The organism is Stenotrophomonas sp. STEN029, assembly GCF_056760015.1.
This window is the reverse complement of record NZ_JBRREC010000018.1, coordinates 26,123-51,724: the sequence shown is the minus strand read 5'-3', so window position 1 is coordinate 51,724 and position 25,602 is coordinate 26,123. Positions and strand designations below refer to the sequence as shown.

At 64.4% G+C, this 25,602-nt stretch carries 22 protein-coding genes; all 22 read right to left on the bottom strand.

Annotated features, from left to right (window positions below):
- Positions 1-28 precede the first annotated feature (28 nt).
- Positions 29-1,237, bottom strand: coding sequence for a lipid-A-disaccharide synthase (gene lpxB / locus ACVOLI_RS06235; RefSeq protein ID WP_481533959.1), 1,209 nt, complete (start codon positions 1,235-1,237; stop codon positions 29-31).
- Entirely contained in the window at positions 1,234-2,025 is a 792-nt protein-coding gene (gene lpxA / locus ACVOLI_RS06230; protein ID WP_481533958.1) for an acyl-ACP--UDP-N-acetylglucosamine O-acyltransferase, read from the bottom strand. The genes lpxB and lpxA overlap by 4 nt, the downstream gene beginning before the upstream one ends.
- Positions 2,026-2,042: 17 nt before the next feature.
- Positions 2,043-2,501, bottom strand: a complete 459-nt coding sequence (gene fabZ / locus ACVOLI_RS06225; RefSeq protein ID WP_481533957.1) for a 3-hydroxyacyl-ACP dehydratase FabZ — start codon at positions 2,499-2,501, stop codon at positions 2,043-2,045.
- Positions 2,498-3,520, bottom strand: coding sequence for a UDP-3-O-(3-hydroxymyristoyl)glucosamine N-acyltransferase (gene lpxD, locus ACVOLI_RS06220; protein ID WP_481533956.1), 1,023 nt, complete (start codon positions 3,518-3,520; stop codon positions 2,498-2,500). The genes fabZ and lpxD overlap by 4 nt, the downstream gene beginning before the upstream one ends.
- Before the next feature lie 357 nt (positions 3,521-3,877).
- On the bottom strand, positions 3,878-6,343 hold the full coding sequence (gene bamA / locus ACVOLI_RS06215) for an outer membrane protein assembly factor BamA (RefSeq protein WP_481533955.1): 2,466 nt from the start codon (positions 6,341-6,343) through the stop codon (positions 3,878-3,880).
- 71 nt (positions 6,344-6,414) lie between these two features.
- On the bottom strand, positions 6,415-7,773 hold the full coding sequence (rseP, locus tag ACVOLI_RS06210) for an RIP metalloprotease RseP (RefSeq protein ID WP_481533954.1): 1,359 nt from the start codon (positions 7,771-7,773) through the stop codon (positions 6,415-6,417).
- A gap of 26 nt (positions 7,774-7,799) precedes the next feature.
- Positions 7,800-8,993, bottom strand: a complete 1,194-nt coding sequence (locus ACVOLI_RS06205) for a 1-deoxy-D-xylulose-5-phosphate reductoisomerase (protein WP_481533953.1) — start codon at positions 8,991-8,993, stop codon at positions 7,800-7,802.
- 2 nt (positions 8,994-8,995) lie between these two features.
- Complete coding sequence (locus ACVOLI_RS06200) at positions 8,996-9,814, bottom strand: phosphatidate cytidylyltransferase (protein WP_481533952.1); 819 nt, start codon at positions 9,812-9,814, stop codon at positions 8,996-8,998.
- Complete coding sequence (uppS, locus tag ACVOLI_RS06195; RefSeq protein ID WP_481533951.1) at positions 9,811-10,584, bottom strand: polyprenyl diphosphate synthase; 774 nt, start codon at positions 10,582-10,584, stop codon at positions 9,811-9,813. The genes ACVOLI_RS06200 and uppS overlap by 4 nt, the downstream gene beginning before the upstream one ends.
- 3 nt (positions 10,585-10,587) lie before the next feature.
- On the bottom strand, positions 10,588-11,145 hold the full coding sequence (gene frr, locus ACVOLI_RS06190) for a ribosome recycling factor (RefSeq protein WP_282267388.1): 558 nt from the start codon (positions 11,143-11,145) through the stop codon (positions 10,588-10,590).
- 75 nt (positions 11,146-11,220) lie between these two features.
- Positions 11,221-11,949 carry a UMP kinase gene (gene pyrH, locus ACVOLI_RS06185; protein WP_313169345.1) on the bottom strand — a complete coding sequence of 243 codons (729 nt, stop codon included), beginning with the start codon at positions 11,947-11,949 and terminating at the stop codon, positions 11,221-11,223.
- A gap of 110 nt (positions 11,950-12,059) precedes the next feature.
- Complete coding sequence (locus ACVOLI_RS06180) at positions 12,060-13,565, bottom strand: HDOD domain-containing protein (RefSeq protein ID WP_481533950.1); 1,506 nt, start codon at positions 13,563-13,565, stop codon at positions 12,060-12,062.
- A gap of 159 nt (positions 13,566-13,724) precedes the next feature.
- Positions 13,725-14,603 (bottom strand): translation elongation factor Ts, encoded by an 879-nt coding sequence (gene tsf, locus ACVOLI_RS06175; protein WP_481507896.1) that lies wholly within the window; start codon positions 14,601-14,603, stop codon positions 13,725-13,727.
- Between the two features lie 132 nt (positions 14,604-14,735).
- Positions 14,736-15,545: a 30S ribosomal protein S2 gene (rpsB, locus tag ACVOLI_RS06170; RefSeq protein ID WP_481533949.1), complete on the bottom strand. Its 810-nt coding sequence runs from the start codon at positions 15,543-15,545 to the stop codon at positions 14,736-14,738.
- Between the two features lie 298 nt (positions 15,546-15,843).
- Positions 15,844-16,851: a Csu type fimbrial protein gene (locus ACVOLI_RS06165; RefSeq protein ID WP_481533948.1), complete on the bottom strand. Its 1,008-nt coding sequence runs from the start codon at positions 16,849-16,851 to the stop codon at positions 15,844-15,846.
- A complete protein-coding gene (locus tag ACVOLI_RS06160) occupies positions 16,848-19,181 on the bottom strand; it encodes a fimbria/pilus outer membrane usher protein (protein WP_481533947.1) in 2,334 nt (777 codons plus the stop codon). The genes ACVOLI_RS06165 and ACVOLI_RS06160 overlap by 4 nt, the downstream gene beginning before the upstream one ends.
- 13 nt (positions 19,182-19,194) lie before the next feature.
- Positions 19,195-19,905, bottom strand: a complete 711-nt coding sequence (locus ACVOLI_RS06155; protein WP_481533946.1) for a fimbrial biogenesis chaperone — start codon at positions 19,903-19,905, stop codon at positions 19,195-19,197.
- 86 nt (positions 19,906-19,991) lie between these two features.
- Positions 19,992-20,504: a Csu type fimbrial protein gene (locus ACVOLI_RS06150; RefSeq protein WP_481533945.1), complete on the bottom strand. Its 513-nt coding sequence runs from the start codon at positions 20,502-20,504 to the stop codon at positions 19,992-19,994.
- A gap of 282 nt (positions 20,505-20,786) precedes the next feature.
- A complete protein-coding gene (locus ACVOLI_RS06145; RefSeq protein ID WP_481533944.1) occupies positions 20,787-21,707 on the bottom strand; it encodes a Csu type fimbrial protein in 921 nt (306 codons plus the stop codon).
- Positions 21,708-21,818: 111 nt separating this feature from the next.
- Entirely contained in the window at positions 21,819-24,215 is a 2,397-nt protein-coding gene (locus ACVOLI_RS06140; protein ID WP_481533943.1) for a fimbria/pilus outer membrane usher protein, read from the bottom strand.
- Positions 24,166-24,963: a fimbrial biogenesis chaperone gene (locus ACVOLI_RS06135; protein WP_481533942.1), complete on the bottom strand. Its 798-nt coding sequence runs from the start codon at positions 24,961-24,963 to the stop codon at positions 24,166-24,168. The genes ACVOLI_RS06140 and ACVOLI_RS06135 overlap by 50 nt, the downstream gene beginning before the upstream one ends.
- Positions 24,964-24,976: 13 nt before the next feature.
- Positions 24,977-25,489 (bottom strand): Csu type fimbrial protein, encoded by a 513-nt coding sequence (locus ACVOLI_RS06130; protein ID WP_481533941.1) that lies wholly within the window; start codon positions 25,487-25,489, stop codon positions 24,977-24,979.
- Positions 25,490-25,602 lie beyond the last annotated feature (113 nt).

Here is a 25,602-nt window from a genome sequence, read left to right as displayed (position 1 = left end):
TCCGCTGCCTTGGGAGTGCGCCTTGTGGTCACGGCTGGCCTGGCTTGCGCGGCGCCTGCAGCAGCCCGGCGACAGCGTCGGCGGCGCGTGCCGAGGCATCCTGGCGCAGTTGCTGGTGCAGCTGCTGGTAGTCGTCCTGCAGACCGCTGATGCAGTCGGGGTGCTCAAACCAGTTGCGTACTGCGGCGGCCAGATTGTCGGGCGTGCATTCGTGCTGGATCAGCTCCGGTGCCAGGTCCTTGCCGGCCAATACATTGGGCAGGGCAAAACGATCGACCTTGATCAGGCCCAGCGCCTTGACGATGCGATAGGTGAGCTCGGCCACGCGGTAGCCCACCACCATCGGCCGTTTGACCAGCATGGTTTCCAGAGTCGCGGTGCCGGAGGCCAGCATCACCACATCGGCGGCGATCATTGCTTCGCGTGCCTTGCCATCAAGCAGGTGCAGGCGCGCGCTGGGGAGCGCTGCGCTGCGGATCTGCTCGGTGATCATCGCCTTGCACTTGGCATTGGCCGCGGGCACGACGATATGCAGGCCGCGGTCTTGTTCGCACAGCTGCCAGGCGGCGGCGAAGAACGGCGGGCCGAGCCGGCTCACTTCGCCCAGGCGGCTGCCGGGCAGTACCGCAAGCAGCTTTGCCTGCCCGGGAATGCCCAGTGCTTGCCGCGCTGCCGTGCGGTCGCTGTGCAATGGGATCTCATCGGCCATCGGATGGCCGACGAAGCGTGCATCAATGCCGTGGCGGGCATAGATCGGCGGTTCCATCGGGAACAGGCACAGCACCAGATCGGCGCTGGCGCCGATTTTCTCGGCGCGCTTCTCGCGCCAGGCCCAGACCGAGGGGCTGACGTAATGCACGGTGCGCAGGCCGCGTTGCTTGAGCCACTTTTCCACACCCAGATTGAAATCCGGTGCGTCGATGCCGATGAATACATCCGGCTGCCAGTCGAGCACGCGCTGGCGGAATTCCTTGCGCAGCTTCAGCAGGCGCGGCAGATGGCGCAGGATTTCAGCCAGCCCCATCAGCGCCAGCTCGCTGGCATCGAACCAGGTTTCGCAGCCGGCATTGCGCATTGCATCGCCGCCGATGCCGACAAATTCGGCATCGGGGTAGCGCGCACGCAGGGCATTGATCAGGCCGGCGCCAAGCAGGTCGCCCGACGCCTCGCCGGCAACCAGCGCGATCCGCGGCTTGCGGCCAAGCGCCAATCCGGAGTCCTGGGTTACAGCGCTCATCGCTGCAGCGGGCGCTCGCCGTGCTCGATGAAGTCCAGCATCTGCTTGACGTCATCGCTGCTCTGGGCCTGCTCGGCCAGCGCCAGCTTGGCTTCGGCCAACGGCACACCGGCGACGTAGATGGTGCGGTAAGCGCGCTTGATCGCGCTGATGCGCTCGGCGTCGAAACCGCGCCGCTTCAGGCCTTCGCTGTTGATGCCGCGTGGACGGCCGTGGCCGTCGATGCCGACCATGGTGAACGGCGGGATGTCGCCGGTGACCAGTGCACCCATGCCGAGGAAGGCATGGTCGCCGATGCGACAGAACTGGTGGGCACCGGCGAAGCCGCTGATGATCACCCAGTTGCCGACCGAGACGTGGCCGGCCAGGGTGGTGTTGTTGGAGAACACGCAGTGGTCGGCGACATGGCAGTCATGGGCGACATGCACGTAGGCCAGCATCCAGTTGTCGTTGCCGATGGTGGTGACGCCACCGCCGCCGGCAGTGCCGCGGCTGAGGGTGACGAACTCACGGAACACATTGCGGTCGCCGATCACCAGCTCGGTGCGTTCACCGGCGAACTTCTTGTCCTGCGGTTCGCCGCCGACCGCGACGTGGCCGATGAAACGATTGTCGCGACCGATGCGGGTCGGTCCGTGGATGCTGCAATGCGGCCCCACTTCGGTGCCATCGCCGATCTCGACGTCGGCGCCGATCAGGGTGAACGCACCCACGCGCACGCCTTGGCCGAGTTTGGCCGAGGGATCGATGACCGCGGTCGGGTGAATCAAGGGTGCGTTATCGCTCATCGTTTGCTCCAGGCAGATTATTCGCGGGTGCCGGCGCAGAGCACTTCGGCGTGTGCGACGATTTCACCATCCACCTTGGCTTCGCCGTAGTAGACCGCCATGTTGCGGATCATGCGCTTGACCTGCACATGCAGTTCCAGCACGTCACCCGGTACCACCTGCTTCATGAAACGCACGTTGTCGACCTTGACCAGATAGAACAGCTTGGACTGCGCGTCGCGGCCAAGGCTGAGCTGGGTCAGCACGCCACCGGCCTGGGCCAGGGCTTCGATGATCAGCACGCCCGGCATGATCGGCTGGCCCGGGAAGTGGCCCTGGAAATAGGGCTCGTTGATGGTGACATTCTTGTGCGCGATGATGCGCTTGGCGTCCACATCCAGGTCGACAACCTTGTCGACCAGCAGGAACGGGTAGCGGTGCGGGATCAACGTCTGGATCGTGGTGACGTCGATGGGCATCTGCAGTGGTGCGTTCATTCTTTCTCCTTGCTCACAGCCAGGATGCGCCGTGCCAGCGAATCGAGCTGCTTGAAGCGCGCAGCGTTCTTGCGCCACGTGCGGTTGTCGGTCAAAGGGGTGCCAGACGAGTACTCGCCCGGTTCGGTAATCGAGTTGCGCACCACCGACTTGCCGGTGATGACGACGTGGTCGCAGATTTCCAGGTGGCCAACGACGCCGACGGCGCCGCCGAGCAGGCAGTAGCGGCCGATCTTGGCGCTGCCGGCAATGCCGGTGGAGCCTGCAATGGCGCTGTGTGCGCCGATCTGTACGTTGTGGGCGATCTGCACGAGGTTGTCCACGCGCACGTCTTCGTCCAGCGTGGTGTCTTCCAGTGCACCACGGTCGATGCAGGTGTTGGCGCCGATCTCGCAATCGTCGCCGATGCGCACGCCACCCAGCTGCGGGACCTTGATCCAGTGGCCGTTGTCCATTGCCAGGCCGAAGCCCTCGGCACCGAGCACGGCGCCCGGATGGATGCGCACGCGCTTGCCCAGCTTGACCCGCGCAACCAGGGTGACGCGGGCCAGCAATTCGGTGCCGGCCTCGACCACGCAGTCGTCACCGATGATGCTGCCGACGCCGATGATGCAGCTCTCGCCGATCACACTGCGTGCGCCGATGCAGACGTGCGGACCGATATGGGCGCTGGCGGCCACCGTCGCGCTGGGGTCGATGACCGCGCTGGGGTGGATGCCAGGTTCGCGCACCGGCACGGTCTCGAACAGCGCACCGATCTTGGCGAAGGTGGTGTACGGGTCCTTGGCAACCAGGGCGGTGCCCGGTGCGGCCTCGGCGTCGTCGGCGCGCAGCAGCACGATCGACGCCTTGCTGTAGGCGAGCTGTGCCCGGTAACGCGGATTGGCCAGGAAGGTCAGCTGCCCGGGCCCGGCATGGGCCAGCGTGGCAACGCCGTGGATGGCGACCGATGGGTCACCGTGCACCTGCAGGCCGAAACGGTCGGCAAGTTCCTGAGCGGTATAGGTAGGAGTATTCACGCAGCAAGTTTACCGTGTGCGCCGATGGCGGTCATGCGAACGGACGTTATCACTCTTGCAGGGCAAGGGCAGCGGGGTGGGCGGGAGGCCGGATGTGGGGCAGAAGGGGCAGCATGGCTTTGATGGGAATGTCTGGTTGCGGCGAGCGCAGGTACTGTCCCCATAAAAGCAAACCCCGGGACTGTGTTTCTTCCCGGGGCAGTTTGATGCGGTAATTCTGGTGGAGAGCCCCCTTTGGTAAAGGGGGCGCGCCGACAGGCGCGGGGATTCGGTAGACCGAAGCGCGCCCGAAGGTTATGCCTGCGGCATAACCTTCGGTCCCCGGGGCTTCACCCCGGGTCAGCGGGTCAGTTCTATTTAGAACTGACCACCAAAGGTGAACTGCAGGCGCTCGATCTCATCACCGTCTTCCTTCTTCAACGGGATGGCGTAGCTGATCGAGATCGGGCCGACCGGTGCACGCCACAGCAGGGCCAGACCGGCCGATGCACGAAGCTCATTGGCCTTGAAGTTGCTGGTGCCGTTGTAGACGTTGCCGAAGTCGATGAACGCCGAGACGCGCGCTGACGGGCTGTCGAACAGCTTCGGGAAATAGGCTTCGATCGAGCCGACCGTCTTCACCGAGCCACCCAGCGGCTGGCCGTTGTAGTAGCCGCCGATGATTTCCGAGCGCGGACCCAGGGTGTTGTCTTCGAAGCCGCGCACCGAGTTGGTGCCGCCGGCGTAGAAGTTCTCGAAGAACGGCAGGCCGCTCGCCTTGACCTGGCGGTGGTTGGCGGTGGGATTGGTGGCGCAGTCAACGACCTGGGTGGTGGCTGCGGTGCCTGGTACCGCAGGAGTAGTGCCGGTGGCCGGCGTGCCAGGCGTGGCCGGGATATCGTTCCAGCAGATATCGCGGACCTTGTCCTTGCCGTAGGAGTCGCCGTAGCCCAGTTCCAGACGGGTGTTGATCACCAGCGACGGGATGATCGGCCAGTACTTGGAGAACTGGTAGCTGAGCTTGTAGTACTCCACGGTCGAACCCGGCAACGTGGCTTCCAGGCCGAGGCGCTGGTAGGTGCCGCGGGTCGGCATGAAGTAGTCGTTGCGGGTGTCGCGTGCCCAGCCCAGCTCCGAACGCCAGGAATGGAAGGTGCGCGTACCGACCGCATCGATGTAATCGATGATCGCCTTCGGGGTGTAGCCCTGATAGGTGGTGATCTGGTTGCTGTCGATGCCGAACATCAGCGAGAACGCATCGTTCTCGGTGATCGGAATACCGAACACCACCTGCGCCGAACCATTGGTGCTGTTGTACTGCGCGGTGTTGAAGTCGGAGTAGTCGAGCTCACGCCAGGACAGGTTGTAGCCCAGCGAGACGCCGTCATCGGTGAAGTAGGGGTTGGTGTAGCTGAAGCCATAACGCTGCAGGTAGCTGCTGCGCGAAGCCTCGACCGACACGCGGTTACCGCCACCGAGGAAGTTGTTCTGTGACAGCTGTACCGAGGTGGTCATGCCGTAGGACTGCGAATACCCCAGGCCGAACACGAAGCTGCCCGAAGTGGTTTCCTTGACGTTGTAGACCACGTCGACCTGGTCATTGCTGCCGGTGACCGGCTGCGTCTCGACATCGACCGACTCGAAGTAGCCCAGGCGCTGCAGGCGGATCTTGGAGCGGTCGATCGCGGCCTGCGAATACCAGCTGTTCTCGAACTGGCGCATTTCGCGGCGCAGGACTTCGTCGCTGGTACGCGCGTTGCCCTTGAACACGATGCGACGCACGGCCACGCGCGGGCCCGGCACCACCTGCATGTTCACCGCCACGGTACGGTCGGCGCGGTTGCTGGTCGGGATCGGGTTGACCTTGGCGAAGGCATAGCCAACGTTGGACAGGCTGTTGGTGATGCCGTCGGCGCTGAACTCCAGCAGGGCGCGCGAGAACGTATCGCCGCTCTTCTGGATGACCATCTTCTCGACGTCTTCCTGCGGCAGGATGGTGTCGCCGGTGACCTTGATCTCGGAAATCTTGTACTGCTCACCCTCGGTCACGCCGGCGGTGATGAACATGTCGCGCTTGTCCGGGCTGATCGAGACCTGGGTGGAGTCGATGCTGAAGTCGACATAGCCACGGTCCAGGTACCAGGAATTGAGCTTTTCCAGATCGCCGGACAGCTTTTCCTTGGAGTACTGGTCATCGCGGCGGTACCACGAGGCCCAGTTGTGCTCCTTGGACTCCCAGATGTCCATGATGTCTTCGGCCGGGAACTTTTCGGTACCGATCAGGTTGACGTGGCGGATCTTGGCCGCCTTGCCTTCCTTGACGGCAATGGCAACGTCGACGCGGTTGCGGTCCAGCGGGCTCACCGTCGGGGTGATTTCCACGTTGTATTTGCCGCGGTCGTTGTACTGCCGGCGCAGTTCCTGGGTCACGCGGTCCAGGCTCAGGCGGTCAAAGGTGCCGCCTTCGCTCAGGCCGATGTCGCTCAGGCCCTTGAGCAGCTGCTCGCTCTTGATGTCCTTGTTGCCGGTGACGGTCAACTTGTTGATCGCCGGGCGCTCCTTGACGGTGACGACCAGGATGTCGCCCTGACGGTCCAGCTGCACGTCCTCGAAGAAGCCGGTCTTGTACAGGGCGCGGATGGTGTCGCCGGTCTTGGCATCGTCAACCACGTCACCGCGTTCCACCGGCAGGTAGGTGAACACGGTGCCGGAGGAAATGCGCTGCAGGCCGTCCACGCGGATGTCGCTGGCGGTAAAGGGCTCGGCTGCCTGTGCGAGCACAGGCAGGGCCAGACCAGCGGCAAGTGCGAGGGCCAGCAAGCGGCGATTGGGAAGTCGCGTCATATCACGTCCGGTTGGAGTCGATTTCGATAATGCGTGGGTGCCGGCGTAAGACGACGACAACGGGAAAAAGTTCATCGCGGGACCAGGCTGAGGATGTCGTTGTAGAACGCCAGTCCCATCAACCCCGCCAACAGCGCCAGACCGATGTATTGGCCGGCAGCCATGGCGCGCTCGCTAAGCGGGCTGCCCTTGACCAACTCGATAAGGTAATACAGCAGGTGCCCGCCGTCCAAGATGGGGATGGGCAGCAGATTGATGATGCACAGGCTCAGCGACAGCAAAGCCAGGAAATACAGGAACCAATCCACCCCGCGTTCAGCCGAGGCATTGGCGACGCGGGCGATGGTGATCGGGCCGGAAATGTTCTTTACCGAGGCGTGGCCAGTGAGCATGCGCCGCATCATACCCAGCGAATCTGTCGCCAATTTGCCGGTTTCGCGCACGGCAGCCGGCAGCGCGGCAAACACGCCGTACTGCTGGCGGGCGTCGTAGGCGGGGGCCTGGTTGGTGGCAAAGCCAACCCCGATAAGCCAGCGTGGCTTGCCGTCCGGGCCTTGGCCGGCCTGCGGGGTCAGCTCCAGCGCCAGTCGCTCGCCATTGCGCTCGACCTCGACCATGCCCGGGCCGCCGCGCTGGCCGAGTTGCTGGATCAGCGGGGTGACCTGGTCGGCGCTGTCCACGCGCTGGCCGTCCACGGCCAGGATCAGGTCGCCGGTCTGCAGCAAACCGGCGGCGGCCGAATCGACGGAAACCGAGTCAACCCGCGCTGGTTGCAGCCAGAACTGCCAGATGAAGCCGGCCTGCGTCGGTACCTGTCGTTCATCAAACCCAGCGGGCAGCTGCGACAGCGGCAGCACCCGGGTGCGTTCGTTGTCGAGGCTGTCGCGGACGCGCACGTGCGCATCCTGGCGGTCCATGGCAGCGGTGGTGAAGGCCATGCTGGCCTCGGCCCAGGTGTCGACGCCGCGGTCTTCGACGGCAAGGATGCGGTCGCCGGCGACAAAGCCGGCCTGTGCGGCCATGCCGGTGGTGCGGCCGATGGTGGCCGAATAGTCCTGACGGCCGATCACGAACATCGCCCACAGCAGGGCGATGCACAGGATCAGGTTGGCTGCCGGGCCGGCGGCGACAATGGCGATGCGCTGCCAGACGGTCTTGTTATTGAAGGCGACGGCGCGTTCACCGGCCGGGACCTCGACCTCGCGCTCGTCCAGCATCTTCACATAGCCACCCAGCGGGATGGCGGCGATGGCGAATTCGGTACCGTTGCGGTTGCGGCGGCTCCACAGCGGCTTGCCGAAGCCGACCGAGAAGCGCAGGACCTTTACCCCGCAGCGGCGGGCTACCCAGTAATGGCCGAATTCATGAAACGTCACCAGCACGCCGAGGCTGACGATCATCCACCACACAGACCCCAGGAAATCAGCCATGGGCACAGCTCGGTTGTAGGGTGGGATCAGACATTCGGCAGGCGGGCAATGGCGGATTCGGTGATATGGCGGGCCTGGGTATCAGCTGCCAACAGGGCGTCCAGTGTATCGGCCGCCACGTAGGGCAGGGTAGATAGCGTGTGTTCCACCAGTGCCGGGATCGACAGGAAGCCTATGCGCCCCTGAAGAAACGCTGAAACGGCGACTTCGTTGGCGGCATTCAGGATTGCCGGGGCGCTGCCACCGGTCTCCATCGCCTGCCAGGCCAGGCGCAGGCAGGGGAAGGCATCCATGTCTGGCGCCTCGAAATCCAGCCGGCCCTGGGTCAGCAGGTCCAGCCCGCCGACGCCCGACTCGATCCGCTGCGGCCAGCCCAGGCCGACGGCCAGGGTGGTGCGCATGTCCGGCAAGCCAAGCTGGGCAAGGGTTGAGCCGTCGATGAATTCGACCAGCGAGTGCACCAGGCTCTGCGGGTGCACCAGCACGTCGATGCGCGAACCGGGCACGTTGAACAGGTGGTGAGCCTCGATGACTTCCAGGCCTTTGTTCATCAACGTCGCCGAATCGACCGATATCTTCGGGCCCATCGACCACTTTGGGTGGGCAACGGCCTGTGCCACGGTTACCTTTTCCAACTCGGCGCGGCTGCGTCCCCGGAACGGGCCGCCGGACGCGGTCAGAATGATGCGGCGGACGCCGGCTTCCAATCGCGCGTCGCGCGAGCGCAGGCATTGGAAGATGGCGTTGTGCTCGCTGTCGATCGGAATGATCTCGGCGCCGGCGTTGGCGGCCTCGCGGGTCAGCAGCTCGCCGGCCAGTACCAGTGATTCCTTGTTGGCCAGCAGCAGGCGCTTGCCGGCGCGGGCGGCGGCGAGCGTGGAGGACAGGCCGGCGGCACCAACAATGGCGGCCACAACGGTGTCGCAGCAGTCGCTGGCGGCCAGTGCGTCGATGGCTTGATGGCCGGCATGTGCTTCGGTCGTCAGTCCGGCGTCCTTCAGGCCGTCACGCAGGCGCGCGAACAGCACCGGGTCGGCAATCGCGGCGTGATCCGGACGGTGCTGACGGCACAACGTTATCAGCGCATCCACATTGCTGCCCGCTACCAGCACGCTGGCGCGCATCTGCTGCGGGTGGCGGGCCATCACATCCAGCGCCGAGGTGCCGATGGAGCCGGTGGCGCCAAGGATGGCGACCTGACGTATTGAAGAGGTGGACATGCTTAGAAACCGAAGATTTCCTTGCCCAGCGCGAATACCGGCAGCGCGGCGAGCACGCCGTCGATGCGGTCCAGCACGCCGCCATGGCCGGGAATGATGTGGCCCGAGTCCTTGGCACCGGCGTGGCGCTTGAGCAGGCTTTCAAACAGGTCGCCCAGCACCGAAGCCAGCACTGCCACCGCGGTGACCAGCATCAGCCAGCCGAACTGCGGGGCCTGCACGCCGGCAAGCCAGCCGAATACGCCAGCGGTAACCAGACCGGCGACCAGTCCGCCAAGCAGTCCTTCAATGGTCTTGTTGGGGCTGATGCGCGGGGCCAGCTTGTGCTTGCCAAAGGTGCGGCCGGCGAAATACGCGCCGGAATCGGCTGCCCAGACCAGGGTCAATGCGGTCAACAGCCACAGGTGACCATTGCTGCCAGCGTGGATCAGGACCAGCGAGGCCCAGGCCGGGATGATCGCCAGGCTGCTGGCGGCGAGCTTGAGCATGCGTGCGCTGCTTTCGTCATGCGCGCCAAAATCGAAGAAACGCAGCCACAGCAAGGCCAGCAGCCAGAAGCCGACGCCGACCAGCGCTGCCAGTTGGAACAGCACCATGCTGCCGTCCGAGGCCCAGACCAGCAGCACCATCAGCAGCAGGTTCAGCGCCACCAGCACGGTGCGTGGCAGGCCAACCACGCCGGTGAGCTTGAGCCATTCCCACAGGCCGATCAGGAACACCAGGGCGGCTGCGGCGGCCAGCCATTGGCTGGGCAGGAACAGGATTGCGCAGATCGCCACCGGGGCCATGATCAGCGCAGCAATCACGCGGGTCTTTGTCATGAATGTGCGCTCGCTGCCGCAGCGGCGGCAATCTGGGCGCTGGTCAGACCAAAGCGGCGCTCACGCCTTGCATAGTCATCCAGTGCCAGTTGAAGGACGGCCGCATCGACATCCGGCCACAGCACGTCAGTGAACCATAGTTCGCTGTAGGCCAGCTGCCACAACAGGAAGTTGCTGATGCGGGTGTCGCCACCGGTGCGGATGAACAGGTCCGGCGGCGCCATGTCGGCCAATGCCACGTGCTGGCCGAGGGCCTGCTCGTCGATCTGCTCGGGGCGCAGGGTGCCGGCGGCGACCTGTTCGGCCAGGGTGCGCGCAGCCTGCGCGATGTCCTGGCGACCACCATAGCTGGCGGCGATGCTCAGGGTCATCGCGGTATTGCCGATCGTGCGTTGCTCGGCCTTGTCCATGCGCTGGACGATGCTGCCGGCAAATCGGCTGCGGTCACCGATGAAGCGCACGCGCACGCCACGGCGGTGGAGTTCATCCACTTCGCGGTCCAGTGCGCCGAGGAACAGCTTCATCAGCGAGTCGACTTCTTCCTGCGGGCGGCCCCAGTTTTCACTGGAAAACGCAAACAGGGTGAGTGCGCCAATGCCGCGCTCGAGGCAGAAGTCGATGCTGCGGTTGACCGCGCGCGCACCGGCGCGGTGGCCGATCATGCGCGGCCGCCGGCGTTGCTGCGCCCAACGGCCATTGCCATCCATGATGATGGCAATATGCCCCGGCAATGCCGGGGCCGCGGTGTCGTCGTGCAGGACGGAGGACACGCCTCAGACCGCCATCAGTTCCTGTTCTTTGAGCTTGACCACTTCGTCGACGTCCTTGATCGCCTTGTCGGTCAGCTTCTGGATGTCGTCCTGGCTGCGACGGTCGTCATCCTCGGTGATCGCCTTGTCCTTGAGCAGCTTGGCCACTTCCTGGTTGGCGTCACGGCGGATGTTGCGGATGGCGATCTTGGTTTCTTCGCCTTCCTTGCTCACCGACTTGGCCAGTTCCTTGCGGCGCTCTTCGGTGAGCGGCGGCAGGTTCAGGCGGATCACCGTGCCCATGGTGGTGGGAGTGATGCCGATGTCGGAGGCATAGATGGCCTTTTCCACGTCCTTGATCATGTTCTTGTCGAACAGGGTGATCACCAGCGAACGTCCTTCGGACACGCTGATGCTGGCCACCTGATTCAAGGGGGTGTCGGTGCCGTAAGCCTTGACCTTGATGCCGTCCAGCAGGGTCGGCGAAGCGCGACCGGTGCGGATGGTGGTGAGGGTATGGCGCAGAGCTTCGATGCTCTTGGTCATGCGCGCCTGCGCATCTTGCTTGATATCGTTGATCATCGGCCGAATCCTGGATGTTTCTAGAACCGGCCGATTATAGGCGATTACCCCTGCCCACCGCGCCGGCAGCGTCGGTTAGTGTGCGTCGCGGCCATGCACCAGGGTGCCGATGGGCTCGCCGTGCAGGATTTTCAGCAGTTCGCCGGGCTGGCTCATGTCGAAAACGCGCAGCGGCAGGTCGCTGTCACGGGCCAGCGCAAAGGCAGCCGTGTCCATGACTTCCAGGCCCTGGTTGATGACCTGGTCGTAGCTCAGGCTGTCATAGCGGACCGCATCGGCATGCTTGTTCGGGTCCTTGTCATAGACGCCGTCGACCTTGGTGGCCTTGAGCAGCAGGTCGGCGCCGATCTCGATGGCACGCAGTGCGGCGCCCGAATCGGTGGTGAAGAAGGGGTTGCCGGTGCCGGCGGCGAAGATCACCAGGCGGCCCTTTTCCAGGTGGCGGATGGCGCGGCGGCGGATGTAGTCCTCGCACACGTCGTTGATCTTGATCGCGCTCATCACGCGGGCCTTGCCACCGGCTTTTTCAAGCGCGTCCTGCATGGCGAGTGCGTTGATGACGGTCGCCAGCATGCCCATGTGGTCGCCGGTGACGCGGTCCATGCCGCCTGCAGCCAGGCCGGCACCGCGGAAGATGTTGCCGCCGCCAACCACCAGTGCGATTTCCACGCCGGCGTTCTGGGCCTCGATGACTTCGTGGGCAAGGCGGTTGATGACCTTGGGGTCGATGCCGTAGTCCTCGTCCCCCATCAGCGCCTCCCCGGAAAGTTTCAACAGGATGCGGCGGTAGGCGAGCTTGGACATGGTGACCTCAGATGGCTGGAAAACGCGGGGGATTCTAACGGATGCCGCAGTTTCAGGTGACATCTATTGTTGCAATGCAGCGACAAAACCCGGGTCAATCGGAATCTGGTTCAGCAGGCGGTGGGGTGGGGATCCGGTGCGCGGGCGATGACCCGGTTGCGGCCAAGGTTCTTGGAGCGATACAGCACGTCATCGGCGGCCTTGAGCAGGTCGCGCATGTCGGTGAATCGCTCATATGCACCATGGGTGGCGACGCCGGCCGAGAAGGTGACATGCAGTGGCATGTCGGCCACGGTGACGATCGGGGTCTGGGTGATGGCGCCAAGCACGCGGCGTATCACTTCCAGCGCGGTCTGCTCGTTGGTGCCGGGGAACAGCACGACGAACTCCTCGCCGCCGAAGCGGGCAACGGTATCGCTACCGCGCAGCTGGCCCTGCAGCTGGCTGGCGAACGCCTGCAAGACCTGGTCGCCGACCAGGTGGCCGTGCTGGTCGTTGATCTTCTTGAAGTCGTCCAGGTCGATGAAGGCTACCGACAGTGGTCGATCGGCGCGACCGGCGCGGTCGAATTCCTGTGCCAGCACCACTTCCAGCTGGCGCCGGTTCAACAGGCCGGTGAGTGCGTCCAGGTGCGCCTGTTCGGTCAGGCGGCGTGCCTGCTGCTCGAAATCATCGGCGCGTCGCTTGGCGGCGCCAGCGTCCTGCAGCTCGCGCAGGTTGCGCAGGGCCATCAATTCGGCGGCGTGATCGAGCAGGTAGGTGATGCGCGCGGGTGACGGTACCGGCACGTCGAACAATGCGCTGATCTCCGGCAGCATCTGGCTGACCTGTTGCAGCACCAGTTCGAACTGGCTGCTGTCCATTTCCAGCTGTGCATGCACCAGGCGCAGGGCGGTGTCGCGGGCCTGGTCGGTGTCCTTGCTCAGCCAGATCTCCGCAATGCTGCCTGACAGGGCAACGCAGCGGCCGAACAGGTCGGTTGGTTCGGCAGGCGCTTCGCTGTGCCTGATGGCGTCGACCAGGTAGGGCGGCAGGCCCCATTGCTCGCACAGCTCGGCACCGACGTCGGCGTGGCTGCACTCGAATATGGTGCGTTCGTGGGCGAGCAGTTCCTCATTGCTGCTGGCACCGGCAAGCAGGCTGGGGTAGTTGTCGCCGCGCAGCTGCAACAGGGCAAGGATGCCGATGTCCTGCAGCAGGCCGGCCAGCATCAGTTCTTCGACGCGGCGCACGTTGCGGGCCAGTCCTAGGTAGCGGGCGGCCAGGGCGCTGAGGATGCTGCGCCGCCAGACCGCCTGCAGCAGCTGGGCGTGATCTTCGTCCTCGCGCAGTGCGCGTGACAGGCTGAAACCCAGCGCCAGCTGCAAGGTGGCGTTGAGGCCCAGCATGGTCAATGCCTGGCCCAGGTTTTCAATGCGGCGGCGACTTGCGTACAGCGGCGAATTGGCGATGCGCATCATGCGTGCGCTCAAGCCCATATCCAGTGCTATCACGTCGGCGGCGCTGGCGATGTCGGTCTCCGGATCCTGCGCAAGCTCGATCAAACGGACAGCAATGGCCGGTGGCGAGGGCAGGTTGCGGCAGAGGGACAGGGCTGCGGTGAGCTCGGGGGACATGTCAAAGAAGCAGTCGGCAGTACTGCAAGCATACAGGATGCCTTAAGCAAAGACGGGGATTGCAACCCAGTGCCGGGAGTGTGCCGTTGCGGGCGGCTTGCGGCAAAGAAAAAGCCGCGGAAAACCGCGGCTTTTTCAGGGGCTGCAGGCGGCGGGTGCTTAGACCTGCATCGCCTTGGCAACTTCGGCGGCGTAGTCTTCCACCACCTTCTCGATGCCTTCGCCGACAGCCAGGCGCTGGAAGCCGACGACGTCGCCGCCAGCGGCCTTGACGGCCTGCTCGACGGTCTTGTCGCTGTCCAGCACATAGCTCTGGCCGTACAGGGTTACTTCGCTGATGATCTTGTTGATCTTGCCGCTGATGATCTTCTCCAGGATGTCAGCCGGCTTGGCCTTGTCCTTGTCGGTCATCTTGGCCAGCTCGATTTCCTTTTCCTTTGCAACGAAGTCGGCCGGAACGTCGGCTGCCTTGTTGTGCGGCGGGTTCATCGCGGCCACGTGCATTGCCAGGCCCGAAGCCAGCTCGGCGTTGCCGCCGGCCAGCTCGACCAGCACGCCGATCTTGCCGTTGCTGTGCACGTAGGTGCCAACGGTGTTGTCGCCGCTGATCTTGACCAGGCGACGGATCTGGATGTTTTCACCCAGCTTCTGGATCGCGATGGCGCGGGTCTCTTCGACGGTTTCGCCGCTGGCCAGCTTGACCGACTTCAGGGCTTCAACGTCGGCGACGCCGGATGCCAGGGCGGCAGCGGCAACGGCATCGACGAATGCCTTGAAGTTGACGTCGTTGGCAACGAAGTCGGTTTCCGAGTTCACTTCGACCAGGACGGCGTTGCCGCCGTTGCTGGCGACGCCCACGCGGCCTTCAGCGGTGACGCGGTCGGCCTTCTTGTCGGCCTTGGCAGCGCCGGACTTGCGCAGGGCTTCCGCCGCTGCGTCGATGTCGCCGTTGGTCTCGGACAGAGCCTTCTTGCACTCCATCATGCCGGCGCCGGTGCGCTCGCGCAGTTCCTTGACCAGGGAAGCAGTGATTTCCATGGAATTACCTCATCAATAGAAAGGGGTAGGCCGGCCATGATGGCCGGCCGTTGTTACGCAGCCCTGTCAGCGATCGGCGCCTGGGGCGGCAGCACAGGGGAGCGGGTGCAGCAGCGGCACCCGCCAGGGGGATCAGGCCGAAGCCTCGTCGCCCTTCTTGGCACCAGCCTTCTTGGCCGGAGCGCGGCGGGCCGGCTTGGCTTCTTCGCCAGCAGCGGCTTCGCTGAACTCTTCTTCGCGCACGGTGGCGGCGTTCGGAGCAGCAGCCTTGCCTTCCAGCACGGCGTCGGCAGCGGCGCGAGCGTACAGCTGCACGGCACGGATGGCGTCGTCGTTGCCCGGGATGGCGTAATCAACCAGTTCCGGGTTGTAGTTGGTGTCAACCACGGCGATCACCGGGATGCCGAGCTTCTTGGCTTCCTTGATGGCGATGTCTTCGTGACCGATGTCGATGACGAAGATGGCGTCGGGCAGGCGGTTCATTTCCTTGATGCCGCCCAGCGAGGCTTCCAGCTTGTCGCGCTCACGGCGCAGGCCCAGCACTTCGTGCTTGACCAGCTTGTCGAAGCTGCCGTCGGTTTCACCGGCTTCCAGTTCCTTCAGGCGGGCAACCGACTTCTTCACGGTGGCGAAGTTGGTCAGGGTGCCGCCCAGCCAACGCTGGTTCATGAACGGCATGCCGCAACGCTCTGCTTCTTCCTTGATGGATTCGCGTGCGCTGCGCTTGGTGCCCAGGAACAGGATGGTGCCGCGCTTCTGGGCAACCGAGGAGATGAAGTTCATCGCATCGTTGAACAGCGGGACGGTCTTTTCCAGGTTGATGATGTGGATCTTGCCGCGGGCGCCAAAGATGTACTGGCCCATCTTCGGGTTCCAGTAACGGGTCTGGTGGCCGAAGTGGACGCCGGCTTCCAACATCTGACGCATGGTGATCTGGGGCATTGCAAAACTCCTGATGGTGGAACTGACACCGCGCGCGCCCGGTTTGTTGGGGTCGTGCTGCGATGCGCGGCTTTCATGTCGAGCGCGCAAACAGTTCCGGGGTTGGGCTTCCCTGGCGCCTCCGTGGCCGAACCCTGACGAACAGGGCACCCCGGCACGGATGGGGGCGACAGGTGAGGATTCACCGGTTGACGCCCGGTGTCAGCGCGCTCCAACGGGCATGCGCCCGAAAAAGCGGGGGAAGTATAGCCCCTGGCTGGGCTGCGCGCAATTTGCCGGGTCGGCGAGGGGGGCTGGACTAATAGGTAAGCGTGACCGTGATCGTGTCGCTGTAGCTGCCTGGAATGGGGGCCGGCTGTGGGAACACCCTGCCATAGACGGGGAAGGCTACATCTTCGTTTTCACCCACATCACTGGCGCCGGTCGCCTCCGAGTCGCCCCAGGGAATGAGCAGTGCCGGGTCGAGGTAGAGCTCGTAGGGCAGGAAGTTGCCATTTGAAGCCATCCTGCGCTGCCCATTGGCAGGGTTGTTGCCGTTGCTCAGGGTCATGGTCCATGCCGTGCCGGTAGCGCAGCGCAGGCGGATCAGCGAGCTCTGGTCGCGGGGGGCGTCGAGGCGGCTGGCGCTGCCGAAGTCCAGGTCGGTGGCGATGGTGATCAGGCAGGCGCTGGGCACTTGCGCGCTGACCGTGCCAAAAAGGAACTGCGATTGACCAGCACCACCCAACAAGGGAAAGGTGCCATCGCGGCAGTTCTCCGCGGTTGGTGGCGCGAGTAGTGGTGGGCCATAGCTGTAACGGAGGATGGAGGTGCCTGGGTTGCCCTCGTATCGGTAGGCTGCTGGCAATGTCTGCCCACCCGGGACGCGGGCATAGATGTTGAACGGGATCTGTTGTGGACCCAGGGCGCCTGCCTGGATCGAGATCGCATAAACGGGCTGGCTGCCGCCAAATGCGCCTAGCAGTTGTGTCTGCGCCGGGTTCGCATAGAGGTCGTAGTTCATCAGGGCGCCTGCGTCATTTGTCATGCGGCGGGGTGCCACGCCGCCGGGAACGCCTTCGCCAGGGAAGATGCAGGCGGTGATCTGGTTGCCGAACGGTGCCAGGCCCTGGCAGCTGACGACGACAGTGGCCGCTGTGTCGGTAGTGGCCGTGCCGCGGATTTCGCCGAAGTCGATGTTCGGGCTGCGGATCACCTGGCAGCTTTGTGCCCACGCGAAGAACGGGAGCCCTGCCAACGCCAGCAGCAGGATATGCAGGGTCGCGATGCGCAGTTTTCGCGGCGATGGCTTGGCAGTGTCGATCATGGTTGGCACTGCAGTGTCGTGATGCCGGGTGGATCGCTGCCTTGCACGATGGTGGGCAGGGGAATCACACAGTCGTGGCTGTCGTCCACCGGGATGCGCAGTACCGCGTCGGCAGGCGGATCCTGCAGATACACCTCACCGTCATGGCCGGTGACGGTGGTTGCGACGATCTGGCCTGCCAGTTCGACTGCGATCGTGCTGCCGACGCCCAGCCATTTCCCATCCGCGCCGCGGACCTGCAGGCGCAGCGGGCGGCTTGGTTGCAGCTTGAAAACCACGCTTGCACCGCTGCCCGATGCAGGCACCACAAGCTGCTGCGGGGCATCCAGCGACAAATCCATTGGCAAGCCAAGGGTGTCGATGCTGATCAGGTTGCGTTGCCACGCGCGCAGCGGTGCAACCAGCAGCTGCCCTTGTGCATCGGTGCTGCCGATCAAGCGGTTTTCCAGTCGTACCGGGACCTGCGCCACGCCATTGGTCGACACCAGGGCAAACGCGTCGTCAACCTGGCGCAGTGCACGTATGCTGCGGCCGAACCACACGATGCTGCCATTGGCATCGGCGTACCCGTTGGTACCGGCGTCGGGTTCGTAGTCCATGCCGATACGCCACTGGCCGGCATCGCCCAGATGGCTCAGTTCGGCGTTGGCGCTGCGGCGTGTGCCCAGGCTTGCCTGCGCGCGCCAGCCCCAGCCGCCCGCATCCGCCGGCACACTGCGACCTGCCTGCAGGGCAAGCGCGTTGCCGTAGCTGCCGTGGCGTACTGCGCTGCTGAGCTGGGTAAGTCGCCCCAGTGGCAGGGAGAGATACAGGTTGGCGCTGTCCGTGCGCCGGTTGTCGAGGTCGTGCTGGAGCTGCACGCTGAGCCAGGCATTGCCGTGCAGGTTGCGTGACCAGCCCAACCCGGTCAGGCGGGTGGGGAGGCTGCCGGGGTAATGCTGGGAGATGTAGCTGAGGCTGAACTGGCCGCTGTGGACATTGCCCAGGCCCACGAAAAATTGATCGGTACGGCGGGGCGGGAGTGCATTGGCAAGAAACGCAGGGGCATCGCGGAAGTCGCTGCTGCTGCGCTGGGTGCGGGCCGAGACGCTGAATCCGTGCGCGCTCCATTGATAACCCAGCGCATGTTGATGTCCGCGCATGTTGCCGGCGCGACTGCTGCTGAAGGAGGCGTTCACTACCCCACCGCGCTCGCCCAGCAGGGCCACCGCACCCATGCCGGCCAGCTGCAGGTCCGTGCTGAGCTCGGTATGCGCTTCGATGGTCAGGTGCTGGTGCACGCCGTGGCGCAGGCTGGCACTGGCCATCGGCCTGTCACCGTAAGCGAAGGAACGCAGCCCGTAATCCTCGCGCAACACGCCCAGATCCAGTGACCAGTCGCTCAGGCCTGCCTGCAGCAGGCTGGGCGTGCCGTACAGCGCAAACTCCAGCATCCGCTGCTGCCCATTGATATCGGTCACCAGCAGCTGCGCCTGGCCACTGCCGTTGAGCGTGGGGACGGCATCCAGTTGGAATCGCCCTGGTTGCACGTTGCGGCTGGCCTGGCGGATGCCATTGATGTACAGGTCGACCGTGGATGGCAGCAGGGCATCGCCGGTGAATGACGCCAATGGTGTGGTCACCCGGTAGGGTTGCAGGGAGAAATCGCGTGACAGGTGTACGCCGGCGATGCGGACGGCGCGCGACCATTCCAGCGCGCCGGTCAGGGTGTCGCCAATGCCCAGGGTGAGCATCGGGCCGGGCAGGTCGAGTTGCCAGCGGCTGTCCAGGCGGATGTTGCGGTGCTGCCGGTGGCCTCGGTCAGCAGCGTCCAGGCTGGTGTTCTGTGTGGTTGACCAGATGCCTGCCCCGACGCCGAACAGGCGTAGCTCGCTGAAGCTGCTGGCGCTGCGGAATCCGCGTTGCTGTTGTGCATGCAGGTCGTAGTTGAGCAGGAGGCCGGGGCTGCTGACGCTTGCAGAGAGCACGCTGGGAGGCGTCGCCGGACGCAGTCGAGTGACTGGCCGATTCAGTCCGGCCAGTGGTAGCTGCAGTGCGAGGCGCTGGTTGCGGGCGTCGTAACTGATCCGTATATCAGGCAGTTGGGCAAGATCAACCGATTGCTGGTCGGGCTCCACGCCCGCCGGCAGGCGCAGGCCCAGTTCCCGCAATGTCGCCGCGCTGGCGGACAGCTGTTGTCCGGCAATGATGAAGCGTGCCAGCTGGGTGCTGCTGCCCTGGTTGATCCGGACTTCCAGATACAGCTCCTGTGGCAGCTGTTCGCCAATGCCGACGAGCGCCGTATCCGGGCGGGCAGGAGGCGCGGCAGACAGGGAGGAGCTACTCGCCATGAGCATTGCCAGATCAAAGGTCAGCAGGGCGCAGCGGCTGCGGGATGGCGGCATCGTTCAGCCTGGCCTGCAAAGTGCCGGTGAGGGGGAAGGGGCGTGGCAGCGGCAGCGTCCACTGCATGTGTTGGCCTGCCAGTACATAACCGAGCAGGCCGGGTGTCAGTTCAATCGGTGGGCCGTTCTCGGGCAGCCAGCGCAACTGGCTCAGGCGCACGCGCTGTGCGCCCGTGTTGTGTACGGTCAGGGTCAGCCGGCCCGGGTCTAGCTGCCAGCGGGCGTGCAGTCCGCTTGTGTCGGCAGCGGCTTTGCTTCCTGGTTCGCGCGGGTTGGCACCGGCGGGTAGCACGAACGCCGGAATCGAGTAGCGCAGCAGGAAATTCAAGCCCTGGTTGGGCTTGACGTGGGTGGCGGGCAGCTCATCCACCAGCAGGCGATAGGCTTGCTCCTGCGTATCGCCCGCGGACAAAGGGGCGGGCCGCAGCACGCGTACCAGCTGCCGTTGGCCGGGGCCAATCTGGACGATGGCAGGGCGCGCCAGCAGTATCTGCGATGGCTCGAGCACGTCAGCCGAATTGCTTTGGGTCCAGCGCTGTACGCGCACCTGCGCATGCAATGGCTGATCGCCGCTGTTCTCCAGCCACAGTGCCTGCGCCTGCACACCTTCACCGAACTCCAGCAGGATCGGTGCAACCTGCAGATTGCCGGCGCTTGCTAGTGGGGCCAACAGCAACAGGCCCCAGCGCGCCCGGTGCAAAGGGCGCGGAGCGGTGCTGCGGACGCGTGGGCAGGCGGGCTGCATCTGGTAAGGACTCAATACGTGATCGTGGCAATCACCGTGTCGCCGTAGCTGCCGGCCGGGGCATCGGTGGAAGGCACGCGGCCATAGACCGGAATCGTCTGCGCGCTGGCAGTGCCGGTCCCGGCCAGGGTGTCGGTGCCGATCACCTCGCCCCAGAAATTCTGCCGGCCGGCATCGCGGTACAACCCATAGGCAACGAAGTTGCTGGCGCCGTCGCTCATGCGCCGGTTGTCGGCGGCGGCAGTGGTGCTGGTGGCATTGGCGCCGGGGTTCATGCCGATGGTATAGGGGGTGCCGGTGGTGCAGTTCACCTCCAGCGTGCCCTGGGCGTCGAGCGGGGTACCGGTGGCGCGGGCCACGCTGCCAAAGTCGATGTCGCTGGCGGCGACGGCCTGGATATCACAGGACTCGGTAATGACGATGCGGACCTGGAACTGAGCGGTCTGGGTTGCTGCCTGGGTGAGGCCTGCAGTTCCCGTCAATGCAATGCTGGCTGCGGTGATCAATAGCGTGCGCGTGAGCATGTCGATTCTCCCGGCGGTTGGGGGCAGCGGCGAGGCCATGCTGCATGGCCTCGGGGTGCGCGCAGAGCAAAGCACGGCAGCGCAGCGCTGGCACGTGTTCACGCTGGCAGTTTTGCCTGAACGGGGGATCTTGCTAAGTTCGGTCAACTGACAGCTTGTGCACTTTGGCTGATCTCAACGGTGACCCCGCGCGATGTAGGCGCGCGCCGGACGAGGCGTCGCTGGGAATTTCCCGGAGGCAGGCCCTGCTGTGTCGGCTGTACTGTTTCTGCTGGACGGAGCTCAATAGGTGAGGGTCATGGTGACGGTGTCCTGGTAAGTGCCTGGCACTGCGCTTGGCTGGGCAGGCACATGGCCGTACACCGTCAGGTTCTGCAACGTGCCGTTTCCAACTCCGTTGACGGTGCTGGTCTGGCTGTTTCCCCAGCGGCTGAGGTGGGTTGAGTCACTGTAGAGCTCGTAGGCCACACGTTCGCTGGCCGCAGCCATGAAGCGCGCGCCCGATTGTGCATGCAGGCCATCGCTCAGGCTGACCTGCCATGCCACATCAGGCGTGCACTTCAGTTGGACGGTGGTGTTCTGTGCGCGCGCGGCACTCAGCCCGGACGTAGTGCCGAAATTGATAGTGGACAGGTTGCTGATGCGGCAACTGCGCAGGACGCTTGCGGATACGCCGCTCCAGTTGAAGCTGATGTCACCGGCACCACCGAGATGGCCGGGAAGGCGGTCGCGGCAGTCGCTCTCCAATGGGGCGTGTATATAGCCATAGCTGTAACGTACATACGAGTTGTATGGCAGATCCCGGTAGGGGAGGTTGCCGGGCAGGTTCTGGCCGGCGGGCACGCGTCCATAGATCGGGATTCTGATGCTTCGACTTTCTCGGGGGGCGATTCGGAAGCTGATGCTGTAAAGCGGGTAGCCGCTGGAATGCGGGCCAATCAGCTGACTGCGTGCGGCATCGGCGTAGATGTCGTAGCGCATCAGGCTTCCGCTACCGTTGGTCATCAAGCGGGGTTCAACCGCTCCGGCCGTACCGGTGCCGACAAACAGACAGACCCTGACCTGCGCGGCAGTCAACAAGGTGGCAGAGCCGCCGTTGCAGTTCAGCGTCAAGGACGTCTGGCTGTCCTGGTAGCTGCTGGCTGAAACCGCACCGAAGCTGAGGGTGGGGGGAGCCCGATATCGAACAGGAAGGGGCCGCACGAACGGGCAGTGACGGCAGGCACAGCAGGAGTACCAGCGGCAACAACCGGCAGATCCAGTAAATCAGCTGCCAGCGGAGACAGTGCGGCGCTGCCGGACTTGTCTGCAGCATCATTCGCATACCACGTCCTCGAGGTCGATGCGCCCTTCCCGAGTGGGAAGGGCTGGCAAGGTGGCGGTGCATTCGTCGGCCTCGGTGCGGAACAGCAACCGTGCCTGCGCGGGCGGATCAAGCAGATAGACCTTGCCTTCATGGCCGACAAGACTGGCCGCCGTTGGCACGTCCGGCGCATCGATGGTGAGCCAGCTGCCTACCGGCAGCCATTGGCCGTCGCGGTCACGTATGCCGACGTGCACTGCCAGTGTGCGGCGCATGGCAAAGGGCACCAGTACACCGCTGCGTGCTGCCGGCACCACGACCTTGCTGGTGCTGTCCAACTGCATGTCTGCAGGCAGGTGCTGCGGGTCGATGGAAAGCTGGTTGTGTTGCCAGGCGCTGAGCTGGGAAACCAGCAGCTGCCCGCGCTTGTTGGTGCGGCCGATGCTGCGGTTGTCCAGGTGTACCGGTACATCGGCGACACCCGCGGTCGAAACCAGCGCGAAGGCATCATCAATACGCGGCAGTGCGTGGACATGACCGCCGAGCCAGGCCAGGGCGCCGTTGGCGCTGGCATATGCGCGGGTAGTGCTGTGTTGTGCGTTGTCATGCTCCAGCCCTGCGGTCCATTGGCCGGCGTGTCCGCGGCGGCCGATTTCTCCACGTGCTCCGCGCTGGCCGTCACCACCGCTGAGCTGCGTCCGCCAGCTGAGTGCGTGGTCATGCGCGGCGGAATGGTTGGTTTCCAGTGACAGCTGGGCACCGTTGCGGGCATGCCGCAATGAAGCGGCGCGGGTGGTGTGGCGATCCAGCGGTCGTGACCAATGGACGAACGCGTTGTTGCCACGGTACGCGCTTAGATCACGGTTGAAACTTATATTGAGCTGGCCATTGTCGGGCAGCGTGTGTGACCAGTTAAGACTGATGTAGCGACTGTGCGGCACCTTGGCATGCTGCTGTGTGATGTAGCTGATGCCGAGCTGCCCCAGTGGTGTGCTGACGCCGGCATACGCCTGTTCGCTGCGCTGGGGCAAGCTTGCCAGCTCATGCACGGCAGCGACATCGCGGTAACCTGGACTGCGTCGCGTTCTGCTGGCGGACAGGGTGAGTTGGCGCGAGCTCCAGTGGTAACCGATGCCGTGCTGCTGTCCGCTGGTCGCGCCAGCATGGCTGCCGGCCAGTGATCCGGAGAACACGCCGCCGCGGCGGCCAAGCAACATCACCGCGCCTAGTCCTGCTTGATGTATGCCCTGGCTGCTTTCGGCATGCCATTGCAGGGTCAAACTGTCGCTCAACCCGTGGCGGAGGCTGGCGCTGACGAAGGGATAGGGGCTATACGCGAAAGAGCGCAGGCCGTAATCGCGGCGGAGCGCACCCAGTTCAAGCGACCAATCGCTCAGTCCGGCCTGCAATAGTTCGGGTGTGCCGTACAGTGAAAAATCCAGCGTCCGGCTTTGTCCATTGATGTCGGTGATGACCAGACTGGCCTGGCCGGTACCATTGAGTGAAGGTGTACTGTCGAACTGGAAACGTCCCGGTGGCAGTTGCTGGCTGGATTGTCGGATGCCGTCGATATACAGATCCACCGTTGAGGGCAGGGCGGCTTCGCCAGCGAACGAGGCTGGCGGTGTGGTGATGCGATACGGCTGCAAAGAGAAGTTGCGCGACAGCCGAACCCCGCCAAAACGCAAGGCACGGGACCAGTCATGTGCAGCGGAAACGCTGTCGCCAATACTCAGGCTGAACATTGACTCGGGAAAGTCCAGTTGCCAGTTGCTGTCCAGACGTGTGCTGCTGGTGCGGTTGTGGTGGTCCACGCCGCGGCTATGGAAGGCATGGGCCAGGGTGTTGTTCCAGATGCCGGCGCCAATGCCAAACAGGCGCAGTTCGCTGAAGCTGCTTAGGGTGCTGGCACTGCTGCTTCGCTGTCCATATAGATCGTAGTTGAGCGTGGCGCCGGTCGCGCGTTGTTCGGGATCAGGGCGAAGGTGATCGGTGCGGCGCAGATCGACATGGGTCGGGGGGCGGTCGAGCATGTCCACCTGTACCTGCAGGTTGATGCGCTGCAGTTGCACGTCATAGTGCACGTCGACGCCGGGTAACGATGCAAGTGGCAGCAGTGCTTGCCTGTTGGCTTCGGCAGAGAGTTTGAGCCCCAGTAGACGGAGGCTGGCGGGGCTGGCAAGCAAGGCGTCTTGGCGAACCACGAAACGGTTCAGTCCACTGGTGTCTACCTGATTGATGCTGGCTTGCAGGTGCAGTTCGTATTCGCCGGTATCGCCTACGCGCGCAGGTGATTCTCTGCCGGTTCCTTCGGCGAGCGTCGCTGCCGGAATCGCGGCCGCAATCGCAAGCCCCGTGCTAGCGGCCAGTAGTGACCTGCGGCAGCGGTTGGGAATGGGCATCGTCATTGAGTGTTGCGTGGAGGGTGCCATTGACCGGCAAGGTTGTAGGCAGCGGGAGCGTCCAGCGCATCTGCCTGCCGGCCAATACGTAGCCGAGCAGCCCGGGAGTGATGTCGATCGGCATGGCGGATGGGGATGTCCAGCTCAGCTGGCTGATGCGGATGCGCTGTGTACCGAGGTTGTGCAGCGAGAGCGTGGCGTTGCCGTCGCGTACCGACCAATCGCCCTGCAACTGGCTGGCGTCGGTGGGTTCGCGTTTGCCGCTGCGTTCCAGTTGTGGGGTCGCCCCTGTTGGCAGCACAAAGACGGGTATGGAATAGCGCAGCAGAAAGCGCAGGCCGGAGCTGGCGCTGCTGGAGGTGCCGGGCAGCTCATCGACGATGAGCCGGAACGCGCGCTCCCCGTCCTTGCTGCCGGGGTGCGCCTGCAGCAGGCGTACCAGCTGGCTGTCTCCGGCAGAAATATCGACCAAGGGTGGGCTGGCGAGCAGAGCATCGGAGGGCTGCAACGACTCCTGTCCGTTGTCCTGGCGCCATTCCTGCACACGGATCTGCGCGCGCAATGGTTCGTTTCCCGAGTTGGTCAGCCAGAGTGTCTGTGAGGCTTGGCTGTTGTTGAATTCAAGCAGGATGGGGGCGACCTGTAGATTGCCCGCGGAGCTGTGAAACCAGGGCAGCAGGACAAGTGCAAGCGTGATGGTGGCGAGCCGTGCCAGGCTCGCCACCCGAAAGCGGGGCGGGTGGCGATCGTTCACATCACTGGCCTGGTCAGTAGGTGACAGTGGCGGTGATGGTGTCCACGTAGACACCTGCCGGCACATCGGTCGCCGGTACCCGTCCATAGACCGGGATCGACTGCTGCGCGGCGGTGCCTGTGCCTGCGAAAGTGTTGGTTCCCACGACCCGACCCCAGAACTGGGTACGGGCCGCATCCCGATACAGACCGTAGGGTACGAAGTTGTTGTCAGCGCTGATCATGCGGCGGTTGTCGGCGGCGGCCGTTGCACTGCTGGAATTGAGGCCGGGGTCCAGTGCGATCTGATAAGGCGTGCCGCGGCTGCAGTTGAGCTGCAGGGTGCCCTGGTTGTCGATCGGGGTGGCGATGGTCGAACGGACGTGGCTGCCAAAGTCGAGATCGGTCGCGCTTACAGTGTGCACGTCACAGGACTCGGTGATGGTGATCTTGACCTGGAACTGCGTGGTGTCTGTTGCTGCGTGGGCGGCACCGGTTGCAACAACGGCGGCGATACAGACCGGCAGGGGAACGTTGCGGAGCTTCATGTTGATCCTTGGATGAGAGACAACGCACCTGTTTGTCTCGAACACGCCAGCTTGCAGGTCTGGCGTATGCGGTAGGTGCGGATTGAGTCTGTTCCCAGGGTCGCTGTCAGGGG